Below are 20,665 nucleotides of genomic sequence, written 5' to 3' on the forward strand. Positions count from 1 at the left end.
ATGAACAAACGATGTCTGAACGTTAGGATGCTTTAGGATAATGATTTTACTCGATAGTATAATATACGCTGCACCTAAAATAAACTGAATTCCCTCTTCTTTCTTCCTTCTTCCTTGCATTAATCGTGAATCTCCCCATTAGGCATTGTTGCACCGCGCAACTGTACGCCCATTAAATTAGCAGTGCTTAAATCTGCCCTCGTAAGATTTGCACGATTCAATATCGCATCGCGCAAGTCTATCTTCGCCAAATAAGCATCAGTTAAATCAGCCTCATTCAAATTAGCCTGACTCAAATTAGCTCTACTGAGATCGGCCCTTATTAAGTTAGTTCTACTGAGGTCAGCCTCACTCAAATTAGCTTTATGAAGTTTAGCATCAGGTAGGAATGCACCGTGTAATTTTACACCAGCCATTTCTGCATCTATTAATACTGCTCTCTCCATTTTGGCATTAGTCATGATGGCGCGAGAGAGATTTGCTTGAGTTAAATTAGCTTCAGTTAGAAATGCACCTTCTAGGACTGCTTTACTGAGATTTACTTGACTTAAATTTGCCTCGCGGAGTACAGTTTCACTGAGGTTAGCACCAGTAAGATCGGCTTTACTCAAATCGGCATTAGTTAGATTTACACCTCGTAAATCTGCATCTCGTAGATTTGCACCTCGCAAATTTACAGCCTCAAAAACTCGCCTTTCGTATCGTAAATTTGCCCCTCGCAAACACGCACCGCGTAAGTCTGCACCTTGTAAATTGACTCCTCGCATATCAGCATCAGTCAAGTTTGCATCGAGCAAAATTGCCAAAGATATGTTAGCTTTGCGAAAGTCTGCGCCTTGTAAACTAGCACCGTGTAAATCGGCATCAGCAAGATTGGCGTTGCTCAAATTTGCCTGATTTAAATTAGCACCACAAAGCTTGGCGTTAATTAAATTTGCACGCTGAAAATTAATTCGGCTCAAGTATGCCATCATTAGGTTGGCACCATGAAGGTCTGCACCGCTTAAATTAACGCCAATTAAGTCTGCACCGCTCAGGTGTACGCCCCTGAGATTTATACCTTTGAAATCTAATTCTCCTGCTGTATATCTCCTCAAAAGTTCGCCAGGATTCATAAGTAGTGCTTGATTATTTTTGGGCAAAAAAGCTAGTTTTTTCAATTGCTGGGATTAAGAACTTCTTGAGTCCAAGCGACGGACTTGTTCCCTGATTGGCGGCCATGAACCTTGACATGAGTGATAGATTTTGATTTCAAACTTGCCAGCTTATTCTGTACAAATTTGGCTGTTACTTCTTTATTTGGTACTTGGGCAGATTCGAGGACTATGTGAAAGCAACCTTCTCTTAAAATCGCCATAGCATTAATGCCTTTCGGCTGTAAAAATTGATTCAGCAAAACTGCGATCGCCTTGGGGTTGCCCTGCCTTGCTAGTTCCACAAGTCTTTGCTGATTTATCTTACCATGATTCGAGTTTTGCGGCTCTTTTTCAGAAGAATTAGGATGAGGGGTATGAAGATTGAGGCGCTGTCTTTCGGCTGACTCTAATTGACTCAAAATTTGCATTAATTTAGAAGTGAATCCCTCAACATTGCCAATAAAATCTCTAAGGGCTTTATATTTTTGAACTAATTGTTCCTCTGTATTTTGGTGGGCAACTTGTCTGTCTAAGGCAACTTCTAACTCACTAAGTGTCCTTTCTACTGTAGTCATTATGATATTACTACTTTCAGTAACTAATGCTTTAATCTCTTCTTCTACCTCCAATTTTTGTTTGATGGAGTCGGTAATATTGAGCGCCGCCGCTGCACTGTGATGGGAATCTTCATCAGTTTCTACTGGTTCCGAAACGTGATAGGTTGTTAGGGGCGGTGGGCTTAATTCACAAGTGGCATCGGGGTCGCTTGTTTGGGTATCGTCTCCCGGAGAAAAGATTGTATGGGCTGGCCATAGTTGACTTGCTTGGGGATTATAATAAAAATTGCCCGCAGCAGCTTGACCCATCATTGTAATCTCGCCGTCCTCGAAATAACCGACATCGTTAGTCAGTGTGGTTTCTTGAAAAATGTTATTCATTAAGTGGGTATCTTCATATCCTCGATCGTTAATACTTTCATCTGGATCTGGTTCTTGTTTTTCCTGTAGATAACAATTTGTCATAGCTTGGATAATGACGCTGGCAGCTTGGGCATTTTCATCAGAATTATCGAGTTTGTTGGCGGTTCTATATAATTGAGATTCGAGTTCTGTAAGGGTGGGACAAGCATTAAGGAGTTGGCGCAATAAGTGGTCTAGTTCTTGTGTTTTCAACAGCGACCAATCTCGCTCGCTGAAGCTAAATTCATGGTAAAGTGTAGAAAAAATTAGAATTTTAGCGCGAAGAGGGTTTGTCTGTTGTAGAATTTTCTGCCGGACATCAAATAGATAGCCGGGATTATCGAGTTGTTCTTCTTCTGTTTCTGTTGGCTGGGGAGAATTTAAAGGCTCTACAAAATATGTGGGGACTTGAAAGGCGAAAGAGTTGGATAGGGTGGTTTCAACTTCTGTGTCTTCTTCTGTGTATAGTCTGGTGATTTGAGTAATAATTGTAGTCGCGATTAAAGCATATTCTGTCTTTTTGTTGACTTTGGAAACAATACTATTTAAGACAGCTTCAATATCTTCTACTTGACTATATTTGATACATAAGTTGCGGATGATTTCACGCAGATCGGTACGTTCGAGGACGCTTGAATCGTTTTCCCAGATCTCTTTGCAGGCAAACAGTATTAATCTTTTGATGCGCTGGGCGTTAACATCATTTTCGAGTATGCTAACAACTTCATCTAAAATAGATAAAGCGTTCATGGTTGCCTCCTGGGAAAATGCACGGGTAAGAATAGGCACTAAATTATAAGATTATAGCAGGTTTTCCTCGGTAACAAGGGAGTAGAGGTACATGGAGGCTTAAATGCAGGGGTACGGAGGACAATTCTGCGTGTCACCCCTTAATTGTTACACTGGCTGTGTAAGTGGTAAGGAGAAGGAAGAAGGAAGAAGGAAGAGGGAAGAAGGAAGAAGGAAGAAGGAAGAGGGGATTGGTGTCAACTTAACGTCAAATTCTCAGTCAGACAGGGGTTTTAACCCCTGTCTCAAAGCTTAAGTCCTCTGAAGAGGACTGAAGAAAACTATCAAATTCATTAGTCCTCTTAGGTGGATTTACTTAGATATTAAATCTCAAAGGTTTTGATTGATGGAAGATTTTGATGCGATCGCGATTGGTAGTGGTATTGGTGGATTAGTCGCTGCGGCGATGCTGGCGAGGTGCGGGAAACGCGCGATCGCCTGCGAAAGTCATACAATTGCTGGTGGCGCGGCCCATAGTTTCTCGCGTCAAGGTTTTCACTTTGATTCTGGCCCTTCGTTTTACTGCGGTTTGACCGATCGCAATTCGCGCAATCCTTTGCGCCAAGTGTTGGATATTTTGGGAGAATCTGTGGATGCGATCGCCTACGATCCGCTGGGATATTATCATTTTCCAGAGGGAAGTTTGCCAGTTTATGGGAATAGCGATCGCTATTTACAAGCTGTGGCTGAGTTTACACCTGAAGGCGCGAGGGAATTAGAGCAATTTCAACAAAGTTTGTTAACTATTTACGACGCTTTAGAAGGGATTCCAGCGATCGCGCTGCGGGCCGATTGGCAATTAATTCCCCTGTTATTGACCCGATATTGGCCGTCTTTATTGAAGTTATTGCCAGTTATAGGTGCGATCGGCAATTCCGTTGGACAGTTGGCGGATCGGGAGGTGCGCGATCCTTGGGTGCGGCGGTTAATTGATGTAGAATGCTTTCTGCTATCGGGTTTGAAGGCGGAGGGGACGATCGCGCCAGAGATAGCTTTTATGTTTGGGGAGCGATCGCGGTCTATAATAGAGTATCCCATCGGTGGGAGTGCTGCGATCGTTGATGCTTTGGTCAGAGGTTTAACCCGTTGGGGCGGAAAATTGCGCTTAAACGCTCACGTAGAGCAAATTTTGGTAGAATCGGGCAAAGTTACGGGAGTCCGATTGCGCGGCGGTGAAATCCTCAAAGCACCGATTGTCATCTCGAATGCGACGATTTGGGATACTTGCACTAAATTGTTGCGATCGCCAGATTTGCCCGCTTCTTACCGCCAGAAGGCCCTAGCAACGCCCGCTGTAGACAGTTTCATGCACCTGCATCTGGGCATTCGGGCAGATGGGTTGGAGGGTTTGACGGGCCATCACGTAGTTGTCCGCGATCGCGACGTGGATATCGCCGCACCTGGGAACACTTGCATGATCTCAATTCCTTCAGTTTGGGATGCAAACCTGGCCCCGCCTGGACATCATGCCATTCACGCTTACACCCTGGAACCCTTTGCAGACTGGAAACGGGACGAATTTTATCAACAGAGAAAATGTGAGCGATCGCAGTCTCTATTCCAAGCCTTAGAAAAAATTATACCAGATGTGCGATCGCGCATAGTCCTAGAAATGATTGGCACGCCCCTAACTCACGCCCGTTTCTTGCGGCGCTATCAAGGAACTTACGGGCCCGCGATCGCCGCCGGTAAAGGCACATTTCCAGGGCCCCACACCCCCATCAGCGGTTTATACTGCGTCGGTGATAGCACTATGCCGGGAATTGGCGTTCCTGCTGTTGCCGCCTCTGGTATTATATGTGCTAACACATTGCTATCGCCGGGCCAGACAGCGCAATTTTTGTAAGTAATAAAATAGCTAAAATCGGCAGATAGTAGCTGGATTCACAGGGCAAACTTTGTTCGCGATCGGATTGCGGCGCAGATCGAGAAAAGACAGATTACTAAGAGATTGAAGAGGATCTACATCTGATATTTGGTTATTGAATAGATCCAGCCAACTTAAATTTGTTAGAGATTGCAAAGGAGCAATATTATCAATCATATTATTGAAGAGGTAAAGCTCAGAAAGATTAGTTAAAGATTGAAGTGCGCCAACATCTGATACTTGATTATTCCCCAGATTAAGCTCAGTTAAATTAATCAGAGAAGATAGGGAATCTATATCTAAAATTTGATTATTAAAGAGTACCAGCTTAGTAAGATTGGTTAGAAATGCCAACGGCTTCAAGTCTGATATTTTATTGCTAAAAATTAGTAGATTCTTAAGTTTTTTCAGGTTGGCAATAGGGTTAATATCTGAGATTTGGTTTTCATAAAGATAGAGAGTAGTTAAATTTGTTAATCCTGCAAGCGAACTAATATCATTAATTTGATTATTATAGAGAATGAGAGTAGTTAAATTTGTGAGAGATTCCAGAGGGCTGATATCTGATATTTGATTATCAAAAAGAATAAGTGTAGTTAACTTAGTTAACTTAGTCAGAGGGCTAATATCGGATATTTGATTAGTATCAATGACAAGTTCAGTAAGATTTGTAAGAGATTCCAGATGACTAATATCTGATATTTGATTGACATCTAGAATTAGTGTTGTCAGGTTACTCAGAGATTGGAGAGGACTAATATCTGATATGGAATTACTACCCAGATTCAGCTTAGTAAGCTTAGTCAAAGAGGAAAGAGGGCTAATATCATTAACTTGACTACGTTTAAGATTAAGTTCTGTAAGATTTGCCAAAAATTCCCCAGCTTGCTTGCAGTCAGAAACTTCACTTACTTGCAAAAGTAAATCCACAGTATATCTAGCCCCTGCGGAAAGATTTCCTTTATTCAAACACCAATCTGTAAAATCTTGCTCATTCATGGTAAAGTATTTTTAACAGCTCTAGTAATATTATATTCCTCGCAGGAGTCAACAACTAGCTATGACAGCAGAGCAAATTTTCAACGCCGCGAACATCTTTGTATTACCCTTCTGGGCATTAATGATTTTATTGCCTAACTGGGGAATTACCCGCAAAGTTATGAATTCCTTCATCCCATTTGTGGTGTTAGCGGCTCTGTATATATATCTGTTCATCAGTTCTATTACTCCTGAAAACGCGGCGGCTCTCTCGAATCCCAAACTAGCAGATATTGCCCGATTTTTTGCCGATGAAAAAGCTACAGCAACGGGCTGGATACATTTTTTAGTGATGGATTTGTTTGTTGGTCGGTGGATTTATTGGGAAGGACAAAGAACAGGAGTTTGGACTATCCATTCCCTAGCTTTATCTTTGTTTGCTGGCCCAATGGGATTGCTATCACACATTGTAACTTATGGGGTAACTCAGAAATTTTTCCCATCTTCTGAGGATGGTCAGACAGTAAGTAAAACTACGCCAGTTGAACAGAGTTAAGTCGTTGCGCTCGTTCTAACCCCCTGCTATTTTGAAGGGGGAATTTTTTATTATCTTTAACATAAGTGAGATCCGATCGCATCTCATCACAATTTTACCACCCAGATATGTTATCATAATTTTATGATCGACCACGACCGTTTATTTAAAGAACTCCTCTCCACCTTCTTTAGAGAATTTGTGGATCTGTTTTTGCCAGATGTTTCGGCAGAATTAGAACCTGAGTCCTTGGAGTTTCTAAATCCCGAAATATTTACCGATGTCACCTCTGGGGAGAAATATCAAGCTGATTTAGTAGTGAAAGCCCAATTTAGAGGTCAGGAATCCTACTTTATCATTCATCTTGAACACCAAGCACGTTCTGAAGCAGAGTTTGGCAAACGAATGTTTCGCTACTTTGCCCGTCTGTACGAGAAACATGGTGTGCCAGTATATCCCGTCGTCATTTATTCCTACGATGAGCCTAAACTAGCAGCACCAAATTTTCATCGTGTTGAATTTCCCGGTTTTATTGTATTAGAATTTAACTATCGCGCCATTCAGCTTAACCGCCTTCAGTGGCGAGATTTTGAGAATCAGCGCAATCCCGTAGCAAGTGCATTGATGGCTAAAATGCAGAAGTTAGATCGGGAACGTCCGACTGTTAAACTAGCATCTTTGCGCTTACTATCGAGTTTAGGGCTGAATCCAGCACAAGTACAGTTAATTTCTGGATTTATTGATACTTACCTCAAGTTAAGTCCAGAGGAGAAAGAGGAGTTTGATACTGAATTTGCTAAACTTGAATTAAGGCAACAGGAGGGAGTTATGGAAATTGTCACCAGTTGGATGGAAGAGGGAATTCAGCTAGGGATTGAACAGGGAATTGAGCGAGGGATTCAACGAGGAATACAACAGGGAGAATTATCGCTAATCATACGTCTACTTACCCGTCGAATTGGTACTCTTGATTTAGAAATACAAGAACAAATTCAGAGATTATCTATCGATCAATTAGAGGATTTGGGTGAGGCATTATTAGACTTTTCTAGCGCGGCTGATTTAACAAATTGGTTGCAGGATAAGTGAGAAGCGATCGCGCATCTCTCCGCCCGTTTGCTAAGCTATAGTCGGCCCCGTCAAAAAACCTCACATTCATGCACAGGTTATTAACAGGCAAACTGCGAGTCGAACGCTTAACCATAGCGATCGCCAACCTCCCAGCAAAACTCGCAGGAACCAAACTCGTACAGCTTACAGACTTCCACTACGACGGCCGACGACTATCCGATCGCTTACTGCAACAAGCGATCGCCGCCACTAACCAAGCAGAACCAGACCTAATCCTCTTAACAGGCGACTACATCACGGATGAACCCCAACCCATTCACGGCCTCGTCCAACAACTTAAAAACCTACAAAGTAGCGCCGGAATTTATGCCATACTTGGCAACCATGACTACTTTTACCAAGGGGCAAAAACAGAAGTTACTAACGCTTTAACTAACATCCGAATTCAAGTATTATATAATGAAACAGTCTATCCTTTAGGCTCAGAATTAGCATTAGTTGGTTTAGCGGATTTGTGGGATCGGAATTTCCTACCAGACGATACAATGGCATCAATAAATCCAGATATCCCTCGCATTGTCTTATCCCACAATCCCGATAGTGCTGAAAAATTGCAAAAGTGGCGCATAGATTTGCAACTATCCGGTCATACTCACGGCGGTCAAATCGTCATTCCCGGATTGGGGCCTGTATCAATCTGGATAGACTCAATTAGTCGTATGATTCCTAAATCAGTGAAGCATAGAATCTCTTATTTTTCAATGGGCGAGCGAGTAGTTAATCATTGGGAATGGGCCAGTGGATTGCATCAAGTAGGCAGCAACTTACTTTATGTTAATCGTGGTTTAGGAACATATTTACCGGGAAGGTTATTTTGTCCCCCAGAAGTCACAATCATCACCTTAGTAAGTAAGTAAAAATTAACTTAATAAATTTGACCATTTACGTAACGCCGCCCGGAAAGAAACCGGGTTTTTTGACGAAAATACTTCGCCTAGACTCACAGATTCTCTCAAAAACCCGGTTTCTGGAGCCATGAACGTAAGTCCTATGTGAGTAAGTCCCGTGAACAGACTAGCTTCCTTCTCCTAATCGATATCCCTTACCATACACAGTATGAATCAGGGGCAAATCGCCTGCGGCTTCAATCTTTCGACGCAATAAACGAATTTGAGCTGCCAATACATTGCTACTCGGTTTTTCCCCATCTGGCCATAAATATTGGTGAATTTGTTCGTGAGTCAATAGTTGACCGGGATGGCGCATCAAATATTCTAAAAGCTGGCATTCTTTTTCTGATAAATCAATTGTTCTCCCTCGGCGATAAGCTAACTGATTTTCAAAATCTAGTTCTAAATCGGCAACCTGCAAACGGTTGCTATCTCCAGAAAAGTTCGACGAACCTGTTTCTAAAATCGAAGGTCGCCGCAACAAAGCTCTAACTCTTGCCAACAACTCCCGCAATTCAAATGGTTTCACCAAATAGTCATCAGCACCTGCATCAAGTCCCTGAACGCGATCGTCTAGAGTATCTTTTGCAGTCAGAAATAACACAGGTGTAGCCCGACCTTCCGATCGCAATTTTTGACAAATTGCCAATCCCGTTTTTCCTGGTAACATCCAATCTAGAATCAGTAAATCGTAGTTTCCTTGGGTAGCAAACTCACTTCCTGTTGCTCCATTATCAGCCACATCAACCTCATAACCTTCGCGAGTTAGCACTCGACTTAGAGGGTCTGTCAGCTCAATTTCATCATCAACTAATAGAATTTTCATGCAGATTTTTAATTGTAATTGGTAATTGGTAATTGGTAATGGCTAATTGCTAATTGCTAATGGCTAATTGCTAATTGCTAATTACCCATCCTCCCCATCCTCCCCATCTCCCCCATCCTCCCTATCTCCCCATCTCCCCCTCTCCCCCTCTTTCCCTAGTCCCTAGTCCCTAGCCCCTAGTCCCTTCTTCTATGTTATTGTAGTTTCGGTAAAAGCTGCTGACGCTAAGCTGCGTAGGCGTAGCCAGCCGTAGGCATCGCGCCGATCCAAAATTGACTTACTTGCCATCACAAATTCCTATGCTTACCTTTGCACTTCCTAAAGGCGCTTTATTAGTTGACAGCATTCGGCTGTTACAATCTGTGGGATTAGACTTCAGTGCTTTTCTAGATTCATCTAATCGCCAACTTCAAATTTCTGACCCCACCAATACAGCTAAAGCTTTACTGGTAAGAGCTCAAGATGTACCCGTTTATGTAGAATACGGTCAAGCTCAAGTTGGGATTGTCGGCTATGATGTTTTGCGGGAGAAAAAACCAAAAGTTGCTAACTTAATTGATTTAAAATTTGGTCAATGTCGCCTATCAGTAGCAGTGAAAGAATCTAGTCCTTATCGGCGGACTGTGGAATTACCACCTCACGGTCGAGTTGCTTCTAAATTTGTCTACTGTGCTAGAGAACATTTTCACAATTTGAATATGCCTGTCGAAATTGTACCCCTTTATGGTTCCGTTGAATTAGGGCCAATTACGGGGATGTCCGAGGCAATTGTTGATTTAGTTTCCACAGGCCGCACTCTGCGGGAAAATGGCTTAATTGAGATTGAAGTTTTGTTTGAAAGTACAGCTTATTTAATTGCTCATCCTTTGAGTTATCGGTTGAATGTGGGAGATTTTGATGAGTTGATTAAAAAACTGAGAGCTCAAATTCTTACCCCAGTATAAACTTAGCAGGGTGGGCATTGCCCACCCTCAAAACTTATTTTGATGCTCTTACCAAGGTATTGTTAGGACTTACGCAAAACTATCCGTAACGCCACCATCTTGGCGTTGACTCTACTGCCAAGATGGCAGCCGTACTGCGAGCGCGTATAAGTCCTGATTGTAACTTTCAACTAAACGGATAAACTCTGCACGATATCACAATTTTGAGATACAATATAAATCTCTATTTCTTCAAGGAGCGCAATATAACCTCCAGCTCTACATTAGAAAAGCGTGCTTTTTTGCCAAACTACTGCATAGATTTTAAATGACCAGCTTATCACCCCTGAAAGACACCTCAAAAAAACACTCGCCCCGTGAAACAGACTGGCGATTATTCCAGCGGCTAATACCTTATGCCCTTCGTAGCAAACGGTTGCTGGCAGTCTCTATTTTCTTATTAGTACCCCTGTCAGTATCGGGAGCAATTCAACCCATCGTTATCGGGCAGGCAATTTCGCTAATTCGGTCAGAACCTACCTATAAATTTTTGCAAGGAATGCCTTTATCCCAAGGGTTGAATTTTCTAGGTGTACTATTGCTATTAACAATAGCCTTGCGTCTAGGTTTGCAATCACTTCAAGGCTACCTAGTCACTAAATTAGGTCAGCAAATCACCACAGATATTCGCAATGATTTATTTGACCACGTACTTTCTTTAGCAGTGCGATTTTTTGACCGCACTCCTGTAGGTAAATTAATTACCCGCCTCACCAGCGATGTAGAAGCTTTGGGAGATGTATTTTCAACAGGTGCAATTGGAATTGTCAGCGATTTATTTTCAATTGTAGTGATTGCCATCGCCATGTTTACCTTACAGTGGCAACTAGCTTTAATGCTCGTGCTGATGATGATACCAGTCACCGCACTGATTATTTATTTTCAGCAGCGATATCGCGAAGAAAACTATAAAGCTAGGGAAGAACTTTCAGGTCTTAACTCACAACTCCAAGAAAACCTAAGTGGTATTGGCGTAGTCCAATTATTTCGCCGCGAACAGTTCAACTCCGAATTATTTCGCACTACCAACCGTCGCTATATCGATGCAGTTGATAAAACCATCTTTTACGATTCGGCTGTATCTGCTACATTAGAGTGGATTGCATTAGTCGCGATCGCAGCCGTTTTGTGGATGGGCGGTCAAAGTGTTTTAGAAGGTAATCTTTATTTTGGCACACTTTCTGCCTTTATTCTGTTTGCTCAGCGCCTCTTCGATCCCTTACGGCAATTTGCAGAAAAGTTCACCTCCCTACAAGCAGGATTTACCGCAGTTGAACGCATCAATGACATTCTTAATGAACCTGTAGAGATTCGCGATCCCGTCAGGAAAGAAAAAGATAATCAGCAATTATCAATTACTAATTCTAAAAGTGGTGAAATTAGTTTCGATCGCGTCTGGTTTGCTTACAAACAAGATGAATACGTACTCAAAGATTTAGATTTTACCATTCGTCCCGGTGAAAAAGTAGCTTTAGTTGGCCCGACTGGCGCTGGTAAAAGTTCGATTATCCGCCTCCTCTGTCGTCTTTACGAACCCACTAGCGGCCGTATTCTTGTTGATGGTATAGATATTCGAGAGTTACCTCAAGCAGAACTAAGGCGGCACATAGGCGTGATTTTGCAAGACGGTTTTCTCTTTGCTGGCGATGTCAAAAGCAATATTAGCCTTGGTGAAACTTACTCAATTGAGGAAATCCAAGCAGCAGCAGAAAAGACGAATGTAGCTAGTTTAATTGAACAGTTACCTCAAGGTTATAACACTCAATTGCGGGAGCGCGGAACTAATCTTTCCGGCGGACAAAAGCAGTTATTAGCTTTCGCGCGTGCGGCAATTCGCGACCCTGAAATTTTGGTACTAGATGAAGCAACAGCTAGCTTAGATGTCGGGACAGAAGCTTTAATTCAGGAGGCATTAGATCGGATGCTTGTCGGTAGGACAGCTATCATTATTGCTCACAGGCTATCAACAATTCGCAATGTTGACAGAATTTTAGTCCTGAAGCGAGGACAATTAGTAGAGTCTGGAAACCATGATGAATTGTTAGAGCAAGATGGACTGTATGCGAGTTTATACAAGTTGCAAATGCTAGGGAATTAACAGCACAATTTCAAGAAATCAAAAAGTTGCTAGTCAACTTTTTGATGTGCTCGATCTAAATTGATACTGATATAGGACTTACGCATAGAATCCCAGAAACCGGGTTTTTGAGAGAATCTGTGAGTAAAAACTAAGTATTTTCGTCAAAAAACCCGGTTTCTTTGGTTGGGTGCGTAAGTCCTCTTGATTGTAAAACATCTGTGCCGATTGAAACATTTATATCCTGAATTTTCTAGTCAGCAGATGAAAATTGCCAGTATTTTCTGATTTGAAACTTGTAGAACTTTTCAACGCAATTTTGTTTGAGGTTTGAATTATATCATTCCGAGACCAGCTATCGCTGTTACAATATCATCTACTCACCGACTACTAGATTTAAGCATGGCATCTACATCCGATCGATCTATTAGCAAAATTAATCTTCAGTTAGCAATTATTTTATTAGTAATCATCATCCTTTTAGGTATAGGATTTCGCTTCTTTAAAATCGACCATAAATTATACTGGCATGATGAAGTTTATACATCAATGCGAGCGGCTGGATTCACCCGTCAAGAAATTGATAATAGCTTATTTCAAAATCGCATTATCGCCGCCTCTGAATTGCAAAAATATCAAAGATTGAAACCAGAAACTACAGCCACCGATACAATTCACTCATTGGTAACTGAAGATCCGCAACATCCCCCATTATACTTTCTCCTAGCTCGTTTCTGGATGCAACATTTTGGCAGTTCTTTAACAGCATCTCGCACCTTAGCAGCATTATTAAGTTTACTAGCATTTCCCCTAATGTACGCCTTGGCTTGGGAACTTTTTTCCTCACATTTGGTGGCGTTATTGGCAACAGCTTTTATAGCTTTATCTCCTTTTGATATCTTATATGCTCAGACGGCAAGACAGTACAGCTTGCTGACAGTAACAGTTATTGGTAGTAGTTGGTTGCTTCTAAGAGTAATGCGCTTACAGAGTTGGAAAAATTGGGGCTTTTATGCACTCTCGATCTCCCTCGGTTTATATACCCATCCTTTCTTTGCTCTCACACTAATAGGACAAGGATCGTTCCTTATTTGTCGTCGATTATTTATTAATAATTTCCCAAGCCAAGGCGATTTAAATACAAGAGATTTCAGCTCGATTGATTATGAAACCTCACCTGGTCTATCAGGAACCATCCCCTTACCAAGGGGAGGATTAGGAAGGGGTGTATTCAATTTAAGTAAAAACTCTTATATTTATCAATTTTCATTAGCAGTAATAGCCGCAATTATTCTTTATATCCCTTGGTTATTCGTACTCATAACTAATTTTCAACGCGCATCAGATACAACGGGTTGGACTCAAGTATCCCCAGGCTTCCTTTATCTTATAAAACTTTGGCTCCTCAGTTTTACAGCCATATTTGTAGACCTAGACTTTGGCTTTGATAGTGTCTGGACTTATCTACTAAGGCTGCCATTTCTCCTCCTAATTCTTGGGGCGATTTACCAAATATACCGTTACACTAACCGTTCAACTAACCTATTTATTCTCACCTCAGTTTTTGCCCCTTTTCTTATACTTGCCCTGCCAGATATAATATTAGGTGGCAAGCGGTCTGCTGTCAGCCGCTACCTAGTATCCTGTTTTCCGGGAATCCAGCTAGCAGTTGCTTACTTATTGGCAACTAAAATTCAAACTTCACAACGACTCTGGCGAGTTGTTTTGGCTGCCGTGTTCACGGCTAGTATAGTCTCTTGTACAGTTAGCGCTTTTTCTGATACTTGGTGGAACAAAGATTTAAGCTATTATAATGCAGAAATTGCCAGAGTTGTCAATAAAAATGCGCTTAATGCAGTCTCTCCTAAGTCCCAATTTGTCATTACTGATAGCGGCGATGATTTCACTAACATGGGCGATTTGATATCCTTGAGCTATTTACTCGATCAAGATGTACAACTACTGCTGTTAAGTGATTCGCCTAACTTTGATTTGCTTAAAGCTTATGCCGATTTCTTTGTATTCCGGCCTTCGGAAAAACTTCGCTTAGCTATTGAGCAAAAACAAGGTAAGCTAGAGCCAGTATTGGAATCTGCACGGCTGTGGAAATTGAAGCTCTAGTGAAAGTACATTTATTAGCTATAATGGATGATAACTCCAATAAGTTATTAGCAGAAGAGAGAGACTATGATTCAAAAACTCCAAGCAAAAGATATTAACATCCGCGATTTGATCGATAAGTTTGGACTTCAGCGAGTTCGCAATCCAGAATTTTTTCGAGAATGGCAAGAAAACTTACCAGAAATAACTGACATAGAAAAACAACAGCTAGATCGAGTCCAAGAGGGATATTTTAACTTACTGGACTATCCCCCTTTACGAGAAACTGTAGTTAAACTAACTATAGTCAGCCCCATTTTGTTTATTGCTGGTTTTTTTGTGTCTCCTTTTCACATCAGAGCAGAAAAATCAATTCAAATTCAGGAGGAAGATGAAGGAAGAATCATCGAAGGTAGAATAGATATATTAATCTTGAAAAAAAACTTTTGGGTGACAGTCATAGAATCCAAACAACTTTCATTCTCAGTTGATGAAGGACTAGCACAACTCTTGGCTTATATGCTAGCCGACCCCAATCCAGAAACTCCTACTTTTGGCTTAATCACTACGGGTGCTAACTTCACTTTTGTCAAGTTACTCAGAGGAGAAATTCCGCAGTACGCGACATCTGACGAATTCGTAATTCGCAATCAACCTAATGAATTGTACAGCGTTTTGCAAATATTAAAACGCTTAAGCCAATTAACACCCTAGCCAGAAAACCCATTTTAAGTTATCTTCCAAAATGATATGTAATATCTCAAATTTAAAATCGGTGTGACCATGACAAATTATTGGATAGCAGCAGCTTGGGGATTAGGTTCTGTACTATTAGCAGAAGTAGTGCGAGACCTTTACCACTTCCTGGCCCATATTTACCCCCCCCTCTATCGGCTGCACGTATGGCATCACCGCGTCTTTCGGCCCAATTTAACCCCCGTCAACGATCGCATTTACCAACAAGCTCATTGGCGTAATGACGTGCCTGAAGCCTTAGTAATGCTGTTCAGTTGCTTACTGTTATGGGGTGTAGCCTACATCGCTACCCCAAACTTTCACCCCTGGGCTCTCGTCGGTTGTACCTACACATTAGGTTTCTTGCTAAGTGCGATCGCGCGTGGCTGGGGCCTCAAAGGTGCAGGCGAACTCACCGACTTAACCCATCAACCCGGCGACTTCCTCACCCCACCCTCTAGCTGGTTAGTCAACCGTCCCTATCACTGGCGGCACCACTTCGACAACCAAAATGCTTACTATTGCGGTACAATTACCCTACTAGACAAACTCATGGGTACAGCACTTTCCCTTAAAGGCAAAACCATCGCCGTCACTGGGGCCTCTGGAACGCTAGGTCGCGAACTCTTGACGCAACTCCACAAAGCGGGAGCCAAAGTCATCGCCCTCACATCGGGAACGCAAACCCTAAGCTTGAATCTAGACGGTGAAGAGTTGCCTGTAAATACTATAAATTGGCAAATAAGTCAAGAGTCCGACTTAGGAGAATTGCTAGAAAAAGTTGATATTCTCGTCATCAATCACGGCATCAACGTACACGGCGACAGAACAAAAGACGCGATCGCGAACTCCTACGAAATCAACACCTTCTCAGCAGTCAGACTAATCGAATTATTCCTCACCACCGTCCGCACAAACGAAGACATGGCACGTAAAGAAATCTGGGTAAATACCTCAGAAGCTGAAGTAATTCCAGCAGTTAGCCCCCTCTACGAACTTAGCAAACGTGCCTTGGGAGACTTAGTAACATTGCGCCGCCTAGACGCTCCCTGCGTCATCCGCAAACTAATTTTAGGCCCCTTTAAAAGCAATCTCAATCCCATCGGCATCATGTCCGCAAACTGGGTAGCTAAGCAAATAGTCAAAAAAGCTCAATCGGATCATCGTAACATCATCGTCACAATTAATCCCTTGACATTGCTCATTTTTCCCCTCAAAGAATTCTGTGTTTCTCTCTACTTTCAAATCTTTAGTCGCAAAAATTCCTTACAAGAAAGGAATAGAAGCATCTAACGTTGAAGAGAAAGCCAAAGAAACTATCAAGTAGAATTCTAGATCGCCAGAAACCGGGTTTCTTCATAAATATTTTATTGAGAAAACAATAATTTTTCACAGAAACCCGGTTTCTTTATTTGACCCTTGACTATAATACCCGCCTAATTATCCACCTCAGCCATTTCAATCACGCGACCATCTAAATCCTTAACCAAGAAATTCAACGGTTTTTCGCGACGAATCTTATACTTAATACCCTGCATTTGTACCCGCATCAACACTTGCTCCAAACAGTCGCGGTCAAAACAAACGTGCCGCTGGCGATTTTTCTGCCCCAAACCCGCCCCGCTGATGATGTGTAACTGTGTATTCTTCATTAACTGATACCACAGACCATCTGGGTTCCCCGATGCTGAAGCTGTGGCTGCTCTGCCCACATTTGGGGACAGGTAGAGCGGGTCAATGCCAGTAGACCCCAAAGTTTGCTCGTAGTTGTAGTAGTAGTGGAGGGGAACCTCTGCCACTGGTAGGTCTAGGATACCTTCATAGAACTGTCGGGCGTGGGCGAGATCCGATACCATGATCGTGTGAACTTTGGGAGCACTGGTGAGAAACATCCACATCGCCACTGCATAAGCAGCCAGAAGCATCACCATAATGCCTTGAGTCGAAAACAAGCTATCCAGTGGCAGGGATGGCAAAAAAGAACTCAGATGTAAAGGCGGGAGTGCGGAAGCTATAACACTAACTGCTAGAACCATGAACGGAAAAAGGGGTAAACAACTTAATTTAAAATTGCAGTCGCATTCGTGCGTAATAATTTACAACACTTAGACTATTAATCTAGTCATCTATGTTAACAAAAACCAGGGGTTAAGCCCCGGTCGAGGGATTTGGGATTTGGGGTTTGAGATTAAAAATTTATAGAATCTAGACCGGATAGGCTTTTGAGCCTCAGTTTGTGTCGTTGCTCAAGAAAATGGGATCTAATGAAAGTCTTTGTGTATGGCACTCTCAAGCCGGGGGAATGCAATTATCTGCGCTACTGCGAGGGGAAGGTTGTGGCTGCTGAAGGGGCGATCGCGATCGGTCAGCTTTTTGCTTTATCACTAGGCTATCCTGCCATGACTGCGGGTGTTGGTACTGTGTATGGCTTTGTCCTCACATTCACTGACAGTAGTATTTTAGAGGAGCTCGATCGCCTGGAAGACTACGATCGCCTCCGCCCCCCTGAAAAAAACGAATATCAGCGTCAAGAGATTGAAGTCTTCGATCGCGATCGCCAATCTCTAGGAATGGCGTGGGCTTACTTAATGTGGCGCGATCGCATTCACTCCCTCGGCGGTATTCCTCTACCTGACGGTTGTTGGTACAGCAGCCTACCATAAATTTTCCACTAATAATTATCTTGGAGAGGATAGAGAGGATTTAACTCCCCCATCTCCCCCATCTCCCCTACCTCCCCCATCTCCCCCATCTTCCCATCTCCCCCGCTCTAATTCCTCGCGCAAAGTTGCTACTAACTGGCAAAGTTGGGGCGCTTGGTCTTGTTTGGGATCGCTCTGAAGCAAGTTTTCCATCTCGCGGGCCAGGCGCGAACCTTCTGCTAAACCGAAGGTTCCCAGGGAACCGACAAGTTTATGGGCTTCTTGACTTGCTTGCTGCCTTAGTTCGTCACTAAGTTGACCCAGGCTTAGGGCAACATTGGTTTGATCGAGGATGGCGATGCGATCGCTAATGCTACTTCTGAATCGCTCCCAAACTTTGGCTATGGCATCGCTTAAGGATGATTCTTTGCTGCTAAGGAGTGCATTGTAACTATTAGATTGTGTTACAATGCTAGCAGTTTCTGGGATGTTAATCCTATCTTTAAAACTACTACTATTTTCCAGTTCCGGTGGTAGCGAGGGCAGGGATAAATCTTCTAGTTGGGGAGTATTTAATTCCGAGTTTCCTATGATTTCTTGCCTTTTTTCCGGCTTGAGACGGTAGCCTAAACCGTAAACTGTTTCAACTAAATCCGGTGGCGCACCTGCTGCTTTTAACTTACTCCGCAAACCTTTAATATGAGCTCTTACAGTATCCTCTGCTGGCGGTTCTTCAAACGACCACAGATGATCTAAAATCGCACGGCGGCTGAAGACTCGCTGGGTATTACGCAAAAATAGTTCTAGTAGAGCGTACTCTTTAGGAGTCAGATTCAGAGGTTGGCTGTTGTAAATTACCTCATAGTTATTAGGATTGAGACGTAGTTTACCCGTTTCCAAAATTGGTGGTAATGCTGCGCTACCTCGCCTTAAAATTGCGCGAATCCGAGCCGAGAGTTCCAAAAAATCAAAAGGCTTAACTACATAGTCATCGGCCCCAGCATCAAGTCCTTCTATTTTGCTAGCACTGCTGTCGCAAGAGGTTAATAGAAGAATTGGAGTTGTAGTGTGTCGCGATCGCAGTTGGCGGCAAAGCGAGATCCCATCCAGTTTTGGCAGCACCACATCCAGCAATATTAAATCATAGGTAAAAGCCTCTGCATATTCCCATCCCGCTTGACCATCATAAGCTACGTCAACAGTATAATGTTGTTCCGTGAGCGTCGTGCTGAGGGCATGGGCTATATACTCGTCATCTTCTACCAGTAAAACTTTCATAATTAGTAATTGGTAATTGGTAATTGATAATTAGGAGCTGGAAAAATAATTCAGAAGCCATTATTCAGAAGAATTTGTACTGAATTCTGGCTCCTGAATCGTAAATTATTCTATTAGTAATTGGCAATTGGTGACAGTTTTCTACCAACTCGCAACTACCAACTACTAATAGGACTTACACAGTATCGGCTAAAAACAAAGCGTTGCGATTACTTCGCTGCGTTCGTAATGACCGAAATACGTTTTTCTTGTTCAGCCCTATATTAAGCAACTACCAACCACTAACCACTAACCATTAACCAATTACTCTAAGTTCGGCTTACATTACCTGTTCGACTTCGGCAATTTCGGGAATAGTTTCACGCAAGCGGCGCTCAATTCCCATTCTCAAAGTCATGGCTGAGCTGGGGCAAGAACCACAAGCTCCTTGCAATCGCAGTTGGACTACTGGGCCTTCAATCTCTACCAGTTCAACGTTCCCGCCGTCAGACATCAGGTAGGGCCGCAACTCATCCAGAACTTGTTCTACATTTTCTCTCGTGAGTGCTAGTGTTGTCATGTTTTACCTTGCAAATATTCCGCACAACTGATACCGATCTCGATCCTAGCGCTACTTGCTGTGAATAAACGTTTTTTCCTCAAACGAATTGCACCAAAAACTAGGTTTCCTGAAGAAATTGAGTTGCGATCGCAGTTTGTTGGTACTTGAACTCTAAAAATCTGTTAGCAAGTGAGTGCTAAGTATTTTTTAACTCCTAAGTCCCCGATTTGCAAGTGAACTCTTGCTTTAGCAGGACTGAGGACTTAAAGAAGAACTCAGCACTCAGGTCGGCTCTACAGGGGTTTGCAGGTCAAAACCAGACTAAACAAGGGCAGGTTCTAACAGTTTGACGTTAGAGTAGTTAAACTCAGTTGTTGTGACTTGTCCATCTTCTTTAGAGTGAATCACCTGTTTAGTCATCACGTAGTAGTCGCCAATTTTCTCAAAGGTATCTTGAAATTCAAGTTCTTTGAGGATGTCTCCAGTCTGAGGGTTGCGGAAAACGGCATCGTAGCGGCTGGCTAGAGAGCCTTCTGGTGTTTCTAAGCTTTCGTGGGTATCAATCACAAAGGCCATCCGACCCATAACTCGGCTAACTTGAGAAATTAAAAGGCCTCGGATTTTGTAGTTAGACCCCATCGAGTCACCTTTAACCAAGATTTCCACAGCTCCGTCGCTATCGGTTTCGCCTAAGCTAAAGCTATTATTGCCGTGAGATTTCTCAAACGATCCCCGTTTGCGGTGGGTTACAATATCCCGGAGTTGAGTGTAAACGCTTTGCTGCACTTCTTCGTCTTCGATACCGCTGACTTCTACGGTCATGTCTGGTTTGATTGCAATATGGCCGGTGTAGATTTCCTCATTTTGCTTGAGTTCGACATCAGCGCTGTAACCGGGAAAGTTTGAGTCCCAGGTGTATCGATGTTCGTAGGCGGCGCGAAATAAGTCGCGAGCGTTTGCTTGCTCAGTCATAAAATTCTCTTAGTCTCAATATTTCTTCTAGTTTAGAAAGCTTTAGCAATTTTTGTGGGATACCGCCGAGACAGTGGCGCGAGAAATAGTCTTCTGCCTTGTGCCTTGTGCCTTTCTCCTTCGGCCTTCTTCTCTATTGGTGTCAACTTAACGTTAAACCCTTAGTCCGCCAGGGGTTAAAACCCCTGTCTCAAAGATCAAGTCCTCTGAAGAGGACTAAGAAGAC

General features: G+C 42.7%; 19 protein-coding genes. 11 read left to right on the plus strand and 8 right to left on the minus strand.

The features are described 5' to 3' along the window. Positions 1 to 119: 119 nt before the first annotated feature. Together OSCI_RS18585 and OSCI_RS18590 are read right to left on the minus strand one after the other, a co-directional pair. Positions 120 to 1,115, minus strand: a complete 996-nt coding sequence (locus OSCI_RS18585; protein ID WP_007356629.1) for a pentapeptide repeat-containing protein — start codon at positions 1,113 to 1,115, stop codon at positions 120 to 122. 41 nt (positions 1,116 to 1,156) lie between these two features. After that, a complete protein-coding gene (locus tag OSCI_RS18590; RefSeq protein WP_007356630.1) occupies positions 1,157 to 2,845 on the minus strand; it encodes a hypothetical protein in 1,689 nt (562 codons plus the stop codon). Positions 2,846 to 2,975: 130 nt separating this feature from the next. Here OSCI_RS18590 and OSCI_RS30160 point away from each other — a divergent pair, with 130 nt between their 5' ends. Together OSCI_RS30160 and OSCI_RS18595 are read left to right on the plus strand one after the other, a co-directional pair. Beyond that, a complete protein-coding gene (locus tag OSCI_RS30160) occupies positions 2,976 to 3,140 on the plus strand; it encodes a hypothetical protein (protein WP_155523382.1) in 165 nt (54 codons plus the stop codon). A 90-nt stretch (positions 3,141 to 3,230) separates the two neighbouring features. Further along, positions 3,231 to 4,730: a phytoene desaturase family protein gene (locus tag OSCI_RS18595; protein WP_007356631.1), complete on the plus strand. Its 1,500-nt coding sequence runs from the start codon at positions 3,231 to 3,233 to the stop codon at positions 4,728 to 4,730. Between the two features lie 12 nt (positions 4,731 to 4,742). On the opposite strand, the gene OSCI_RS18600 is transcribed toward OSCI_RS18595, so the two are convergent. Then, positions 4,743 to 5,750 (minus strand): leucine-rich repeat domain-containing protein, encoded by a 1,008-nt coding sequence (locus tag OSCI_RS18600; protein WP_007356632.1) that lies wholly within the window; start codon positions 5,748 to 5,750, stop codon positions 4,743 to 4,745. 61 nt (positions 5,751 to 5,811) lie between these two features. On the opposite strand from OSCI_RS18600, the gene OSCI_RS18605 reads away from it, so the two are divergent. From OSCI_RS18605 to OSCI_RS18615, 3 genes are all read left to right on the plus strand, one after another. Continuing rightward, positions 5,812 to 6,285 (plus strand): ABA4-like family protein, encoded by a 474-nt coding sequence (locus OSCI_RS18605; protein WP_007356633.1) that lies wholly within the window; start codon positions 5,812 to 5,814, stop codon positions 6,283 to 6,285. Between the two features lie 123 nt (positions 6,286 to 6,408). Beyond that, entirely contained in the window at positions 6,409 to 7,353 is a 945-nt protein-coding gene (locus OSCI_RS18610; protein WP_007356634.1) for a DUF4351 domain-containing protein, read from the plus strand. Positions 7,354 to 7,421: 68 nt separating this feature from the next. Further along, complete coding sequence (locus tag OSCI_RS18615) at positions 7,422 to 8,252, plus strand: metallophosphoesterase (RefSeq protein WP_007356635.1); 831 nt, start codon at positions 7,422 to 7,424, stop codon at positions 8,250 to 8,252. A 157-nt stretch (positions 8,253 to 8,409) separates the two neighbouring features. Here the strand turns inward: OSCI_RS18615 and rppA are convergent, their stop codons facing one another. Next, positions 8,410 to 9,111 carry a two-component system response regulator RppA gene (rppA, locus tag OSCI_RS18620; protein ID WP_007356636.1) on the minus strand — a complete coding sequence of 234 codons (702 nt, stop codon included), beginning with the start codon at positions 9,109 to 9,111 and terminating at the stop codon, positions 8,410 to 8,412. A gap of 299 nt (positions 9,112 to 9,410) precedes the next feature. Between rppA and hisG the strand changes: the two genes are divergently transcribed. The 5 genes from hisG (at position 9,411) to OSCI_RS18645 (ending at position 16,299) form a co-directional block, all read left to right on the plus strand. Next, a complete protein-coding gene (gene hisG / locus OSCI_RS18625) occupies positions 9,411 to 10,055 on the plus strand; it encodes an ATP phosphoribosyltransferase (protein ID WP_007356637.1) in 645 nt (214 codons plus the stop codon). A gap of 307 nt (positions 10,056 to 10,362) precedes the next feature. After that, positions 10,363 to 12,192, plus strand: coding sequence for an ABC transporter ATP-binding protein (locus OSCI_RS18630; protein ID WP_007356638.1), 1,830 nt, complete (start codon positions 10,363 to 10,365; stop codon positions 12,190 to 12,192). Between the two features lie 381 nt (positions 12,193 to 12,573). Next, complete coding sequence (locus tag OSCI_RS18635) at positions 12,574 to 14,292, plus strand: glycosyltransferase family 39 protein (protein ID WP_007356639.1); 1,719 nt, start codon at positions 12,574 to 12,576, stop codon at positions 14,290 to 14,292. Positions 14,293 to 14,358: 66 nt separating this feature from the next. Then, complete coding sequence (locus OSCI_RS18640; protein WP_007356641.1) at positions 14,359 to 14,985, plus strand: hypothetical protein; 627 nt, start codon at positions 14,359 to 14,361, stop codon at positions 14,983 to 14,985. Between the two features lie 69 nt (positions 14,986 to 15,054). Next, complete coding sequence (locus tag OSCI_RS18645; protein ID WP_007356642.1) at positions 15,055 to 16,299, plus strand: bifunctional sterol desaturase/short chain dehydrogenase; 1,245 nt, start codon at positions 15,055 to 15,057, stop codon at positions 16,297 to 16,299. 143 nt (positions 16,300 to 16,442) lie between these two features. Here the strand turns inward: OSCI_RS18645 and OSCI_RS18650 are convergent, their stop codons facing one another. Then, positions 16,443 to 17,042, minus strand: a complete 600-nt coding sequence (locus tag OSCI_RS18650) for a hypothetical protein (protein WP_007356643.1) — start codon at positions 17,040 to 17,042, stop codon at positions 16,443 to 16,445. 228 nt (positions 17,043 to 17,270) lie between these two features. Between OSCI_RS18650 and OSCI_RS18655 the strand changes: the two genes are divergently transcribed. Then, the gene (locus tag OSCI_RS18655) at positions 17,271 to 17,669 is read left to right on the plus strand and encodes a gamma-glutamylcyclotransferase family protein (protein WP_007356644.1); all 399 of its coding nucleotides are present in this window, start codon (positions 17,271 to 17,273) and stop codon (positions 17,667 to 17,669) included. Positions 17,670 to 17,684: 15 nt separating this feature from the next. On the opposite strand, the gene OSCI_RS18660 is transcribed toward OSCI_RS18655, so the two are convergent. The 3 genes from OSCI_RS18660 to OSCI_RS18670 all read right to left on the minus strand — a co-directional run bounded on the left by OSCI_RS18660 (position 17,685) and on the right by OSCI_RS18670 (position 20,439). Next, entirely contained in the window at positions 17,685 to 18,926 is a 1,242-nt protein-coding gene (locus OSCI_RS18660; protein WP_007356645.1) for a response regulator, read from the minus strand. 319 nt (positions 18,927 to 19,245) lie between these two features. Then, on the minus strand, positions 19,246 to 19,485 hold the full coding sequence (locus OSCI_RS18665) for a NifU family protein (protein ID WP_007356646.1): 240 nt from the start codon (positions 19,483 to 19,485) through the stop codon (positions 19,246 to 19,248). 303 nt (positions 19,486 to 19,788) lie between these two features. Then, entirely contained in the window at positions 19,789 to 20,439 is a 651-nt protein-coding gene (locus tag OSCI_RS18670) for a DUF3386 domain-containing protein (protein WP_007356647.1), read from the minus strand. Positions 20,440 to 20,665 lie beyond the last annotated feature (226 nt).

Source organism: Kamptonema sp. PCC 6506 (assembly GCF_000180455.1).
Classification (GTDB): domain Bacteria; phylum Cyanobacteriota; class Cyanobacteriia; order Cyanobacteriales; family Microcoleaceae; genus Kamptonema; species Kamptonema formosum.

What these genes read in the sequence shown, in the direction of transcription:
- OSCI_RS18585 (WP_007356629.1), bottom strand. Translation starts at nt 1,115, where the DNA reads ATGAATCCTGGCGAACTTTTGAGGAGATATACAGCAGGAGAATTAGAT.
- OSCI_RS18590 (WP_007356630.1), bottom strand. Translation starts at nt 2,845, where the DNA reads ATGAACGCTTTATCTATTTTAGATGAAGTTGTTAGCATACTCGAAAAT.
- OSCI_RS18595 (WP_007356631.1), top strand. Translation starts at nt 3,231, where the DNA reads ATGGAAGATTTTGATGCGATCGCGATTGGTAGTGGTATTGGTGGATTA.
- OSCI_RS18600 (WP_007356632.1), bottom strand. Translation starts at nt 5,750, where the DNA reads ATGAATGAGCAAGATTTTACAGATTGGTGTTTGAATAAAGGAAATCTT.
- OSCI_RS18605 (WP_007356633.1), top strand. Translation starts at nt 5,812, where the DNA reads ATGACAGCAGAGCAAATTTTCAACGCCGCGAACATCTTTGTATTACCC.
- OSCI_RS18610 (WP_007356634.1), top strand. Translation starts at nt 6,409, where the DNA reads ATGATCGACCACGACCGTTTATTTAAAGAACTCCTCTCCACCTTCTTT.
- OSCI_RS18615 (WP_007356635.1), top strand. Translation starts at nt 7,422, where the DNA reads ATGCACAGGTTATTAACAGGCAAACTGCGAGTCGAACGCTTAACCATA.
- rppA (WP_007356636.1), bottom strand. Translation starts at nt 9,111, where the DNA reads ATGAAAATTCTATTAGTTGATGATGAAATTGAGCTGACAGACCCTCTA.
- hisG (WP_007356637.1), top strand. Translation starts at nt 9,411, where the DNA reads ATGCTTACCTTTGCACTTCCTAAAGGCGCTTTATTAGTTGACAGCATT.
- OSCI_RS18630 (WP_007356638.1), top strand. Translation starts at nt 10,363, where the DNA reads ATGACCAGCTTATCACCCCTGAAAGACACCTCAAAAAAACACTCGCCC.
- OSCI_RS18635 (WP_007356639.1), top strand. Translation starts at nt 12,574, where the DNA reads ATGGCATCTACATCCGATCGATCTATTAGCAAAATTAATCTTCAGTTA.
- OSCI_RS18640 (WP_007356641.1), top strand. Translation starts at nt 14,359, where the DNA reads ATGATTCAAAAACTCCAAGCAAAAGATATTAACATCCGCGATTTGATC.
- OSCI_RS18645 (WP_007356642.1), top strand. Translation starts at nt 15,055, where the DNA reads ATGACAAATTATTGGATAGCAGCAGCTTGGGGATTAGGTTCTGTACTA.
- OSCI_RS18650 (WP_007356643.1), bottom strand. Translation starts at nt 17,042, where the DNA reads ATGGTTCTAGCAGTTAGTGTTATAGCTTCCGCACTCCCGCCTTTACAT.
- OSCI_RS18655 (WP_007356644.1), top strand. Translation starts at nt 17,271, where the DNA reads ATGAAAGTCTTTGTGTATGGCACTCTCAAGCCGGGGGAATGCAATTAT.
- OSCI_RS18660 (WP_007356645.1), bottom strand. Translation starts at nt 18,926, where the DNA reads ATGAAAGTTTTACTGGTAGAAGATGACGAGTATATAGCCCATGCCCTC.
- OSCI_RS18665 (WP_007356646.1), bottom strand. Translation starts at nt 19,485, where the DNA reads ATGACAACACTAGCACTCACGAGAGAAAATGTAGAACAAGTTCTGGAT.
- OSCI_RS18670 (WP_007356647.1), bottom strand. Translation starts at nt 20,439, where the DNA reads ATGACTGAGCAAGCAAACGCTCGCGACTTATTTCGCGCCGCCTACGAA.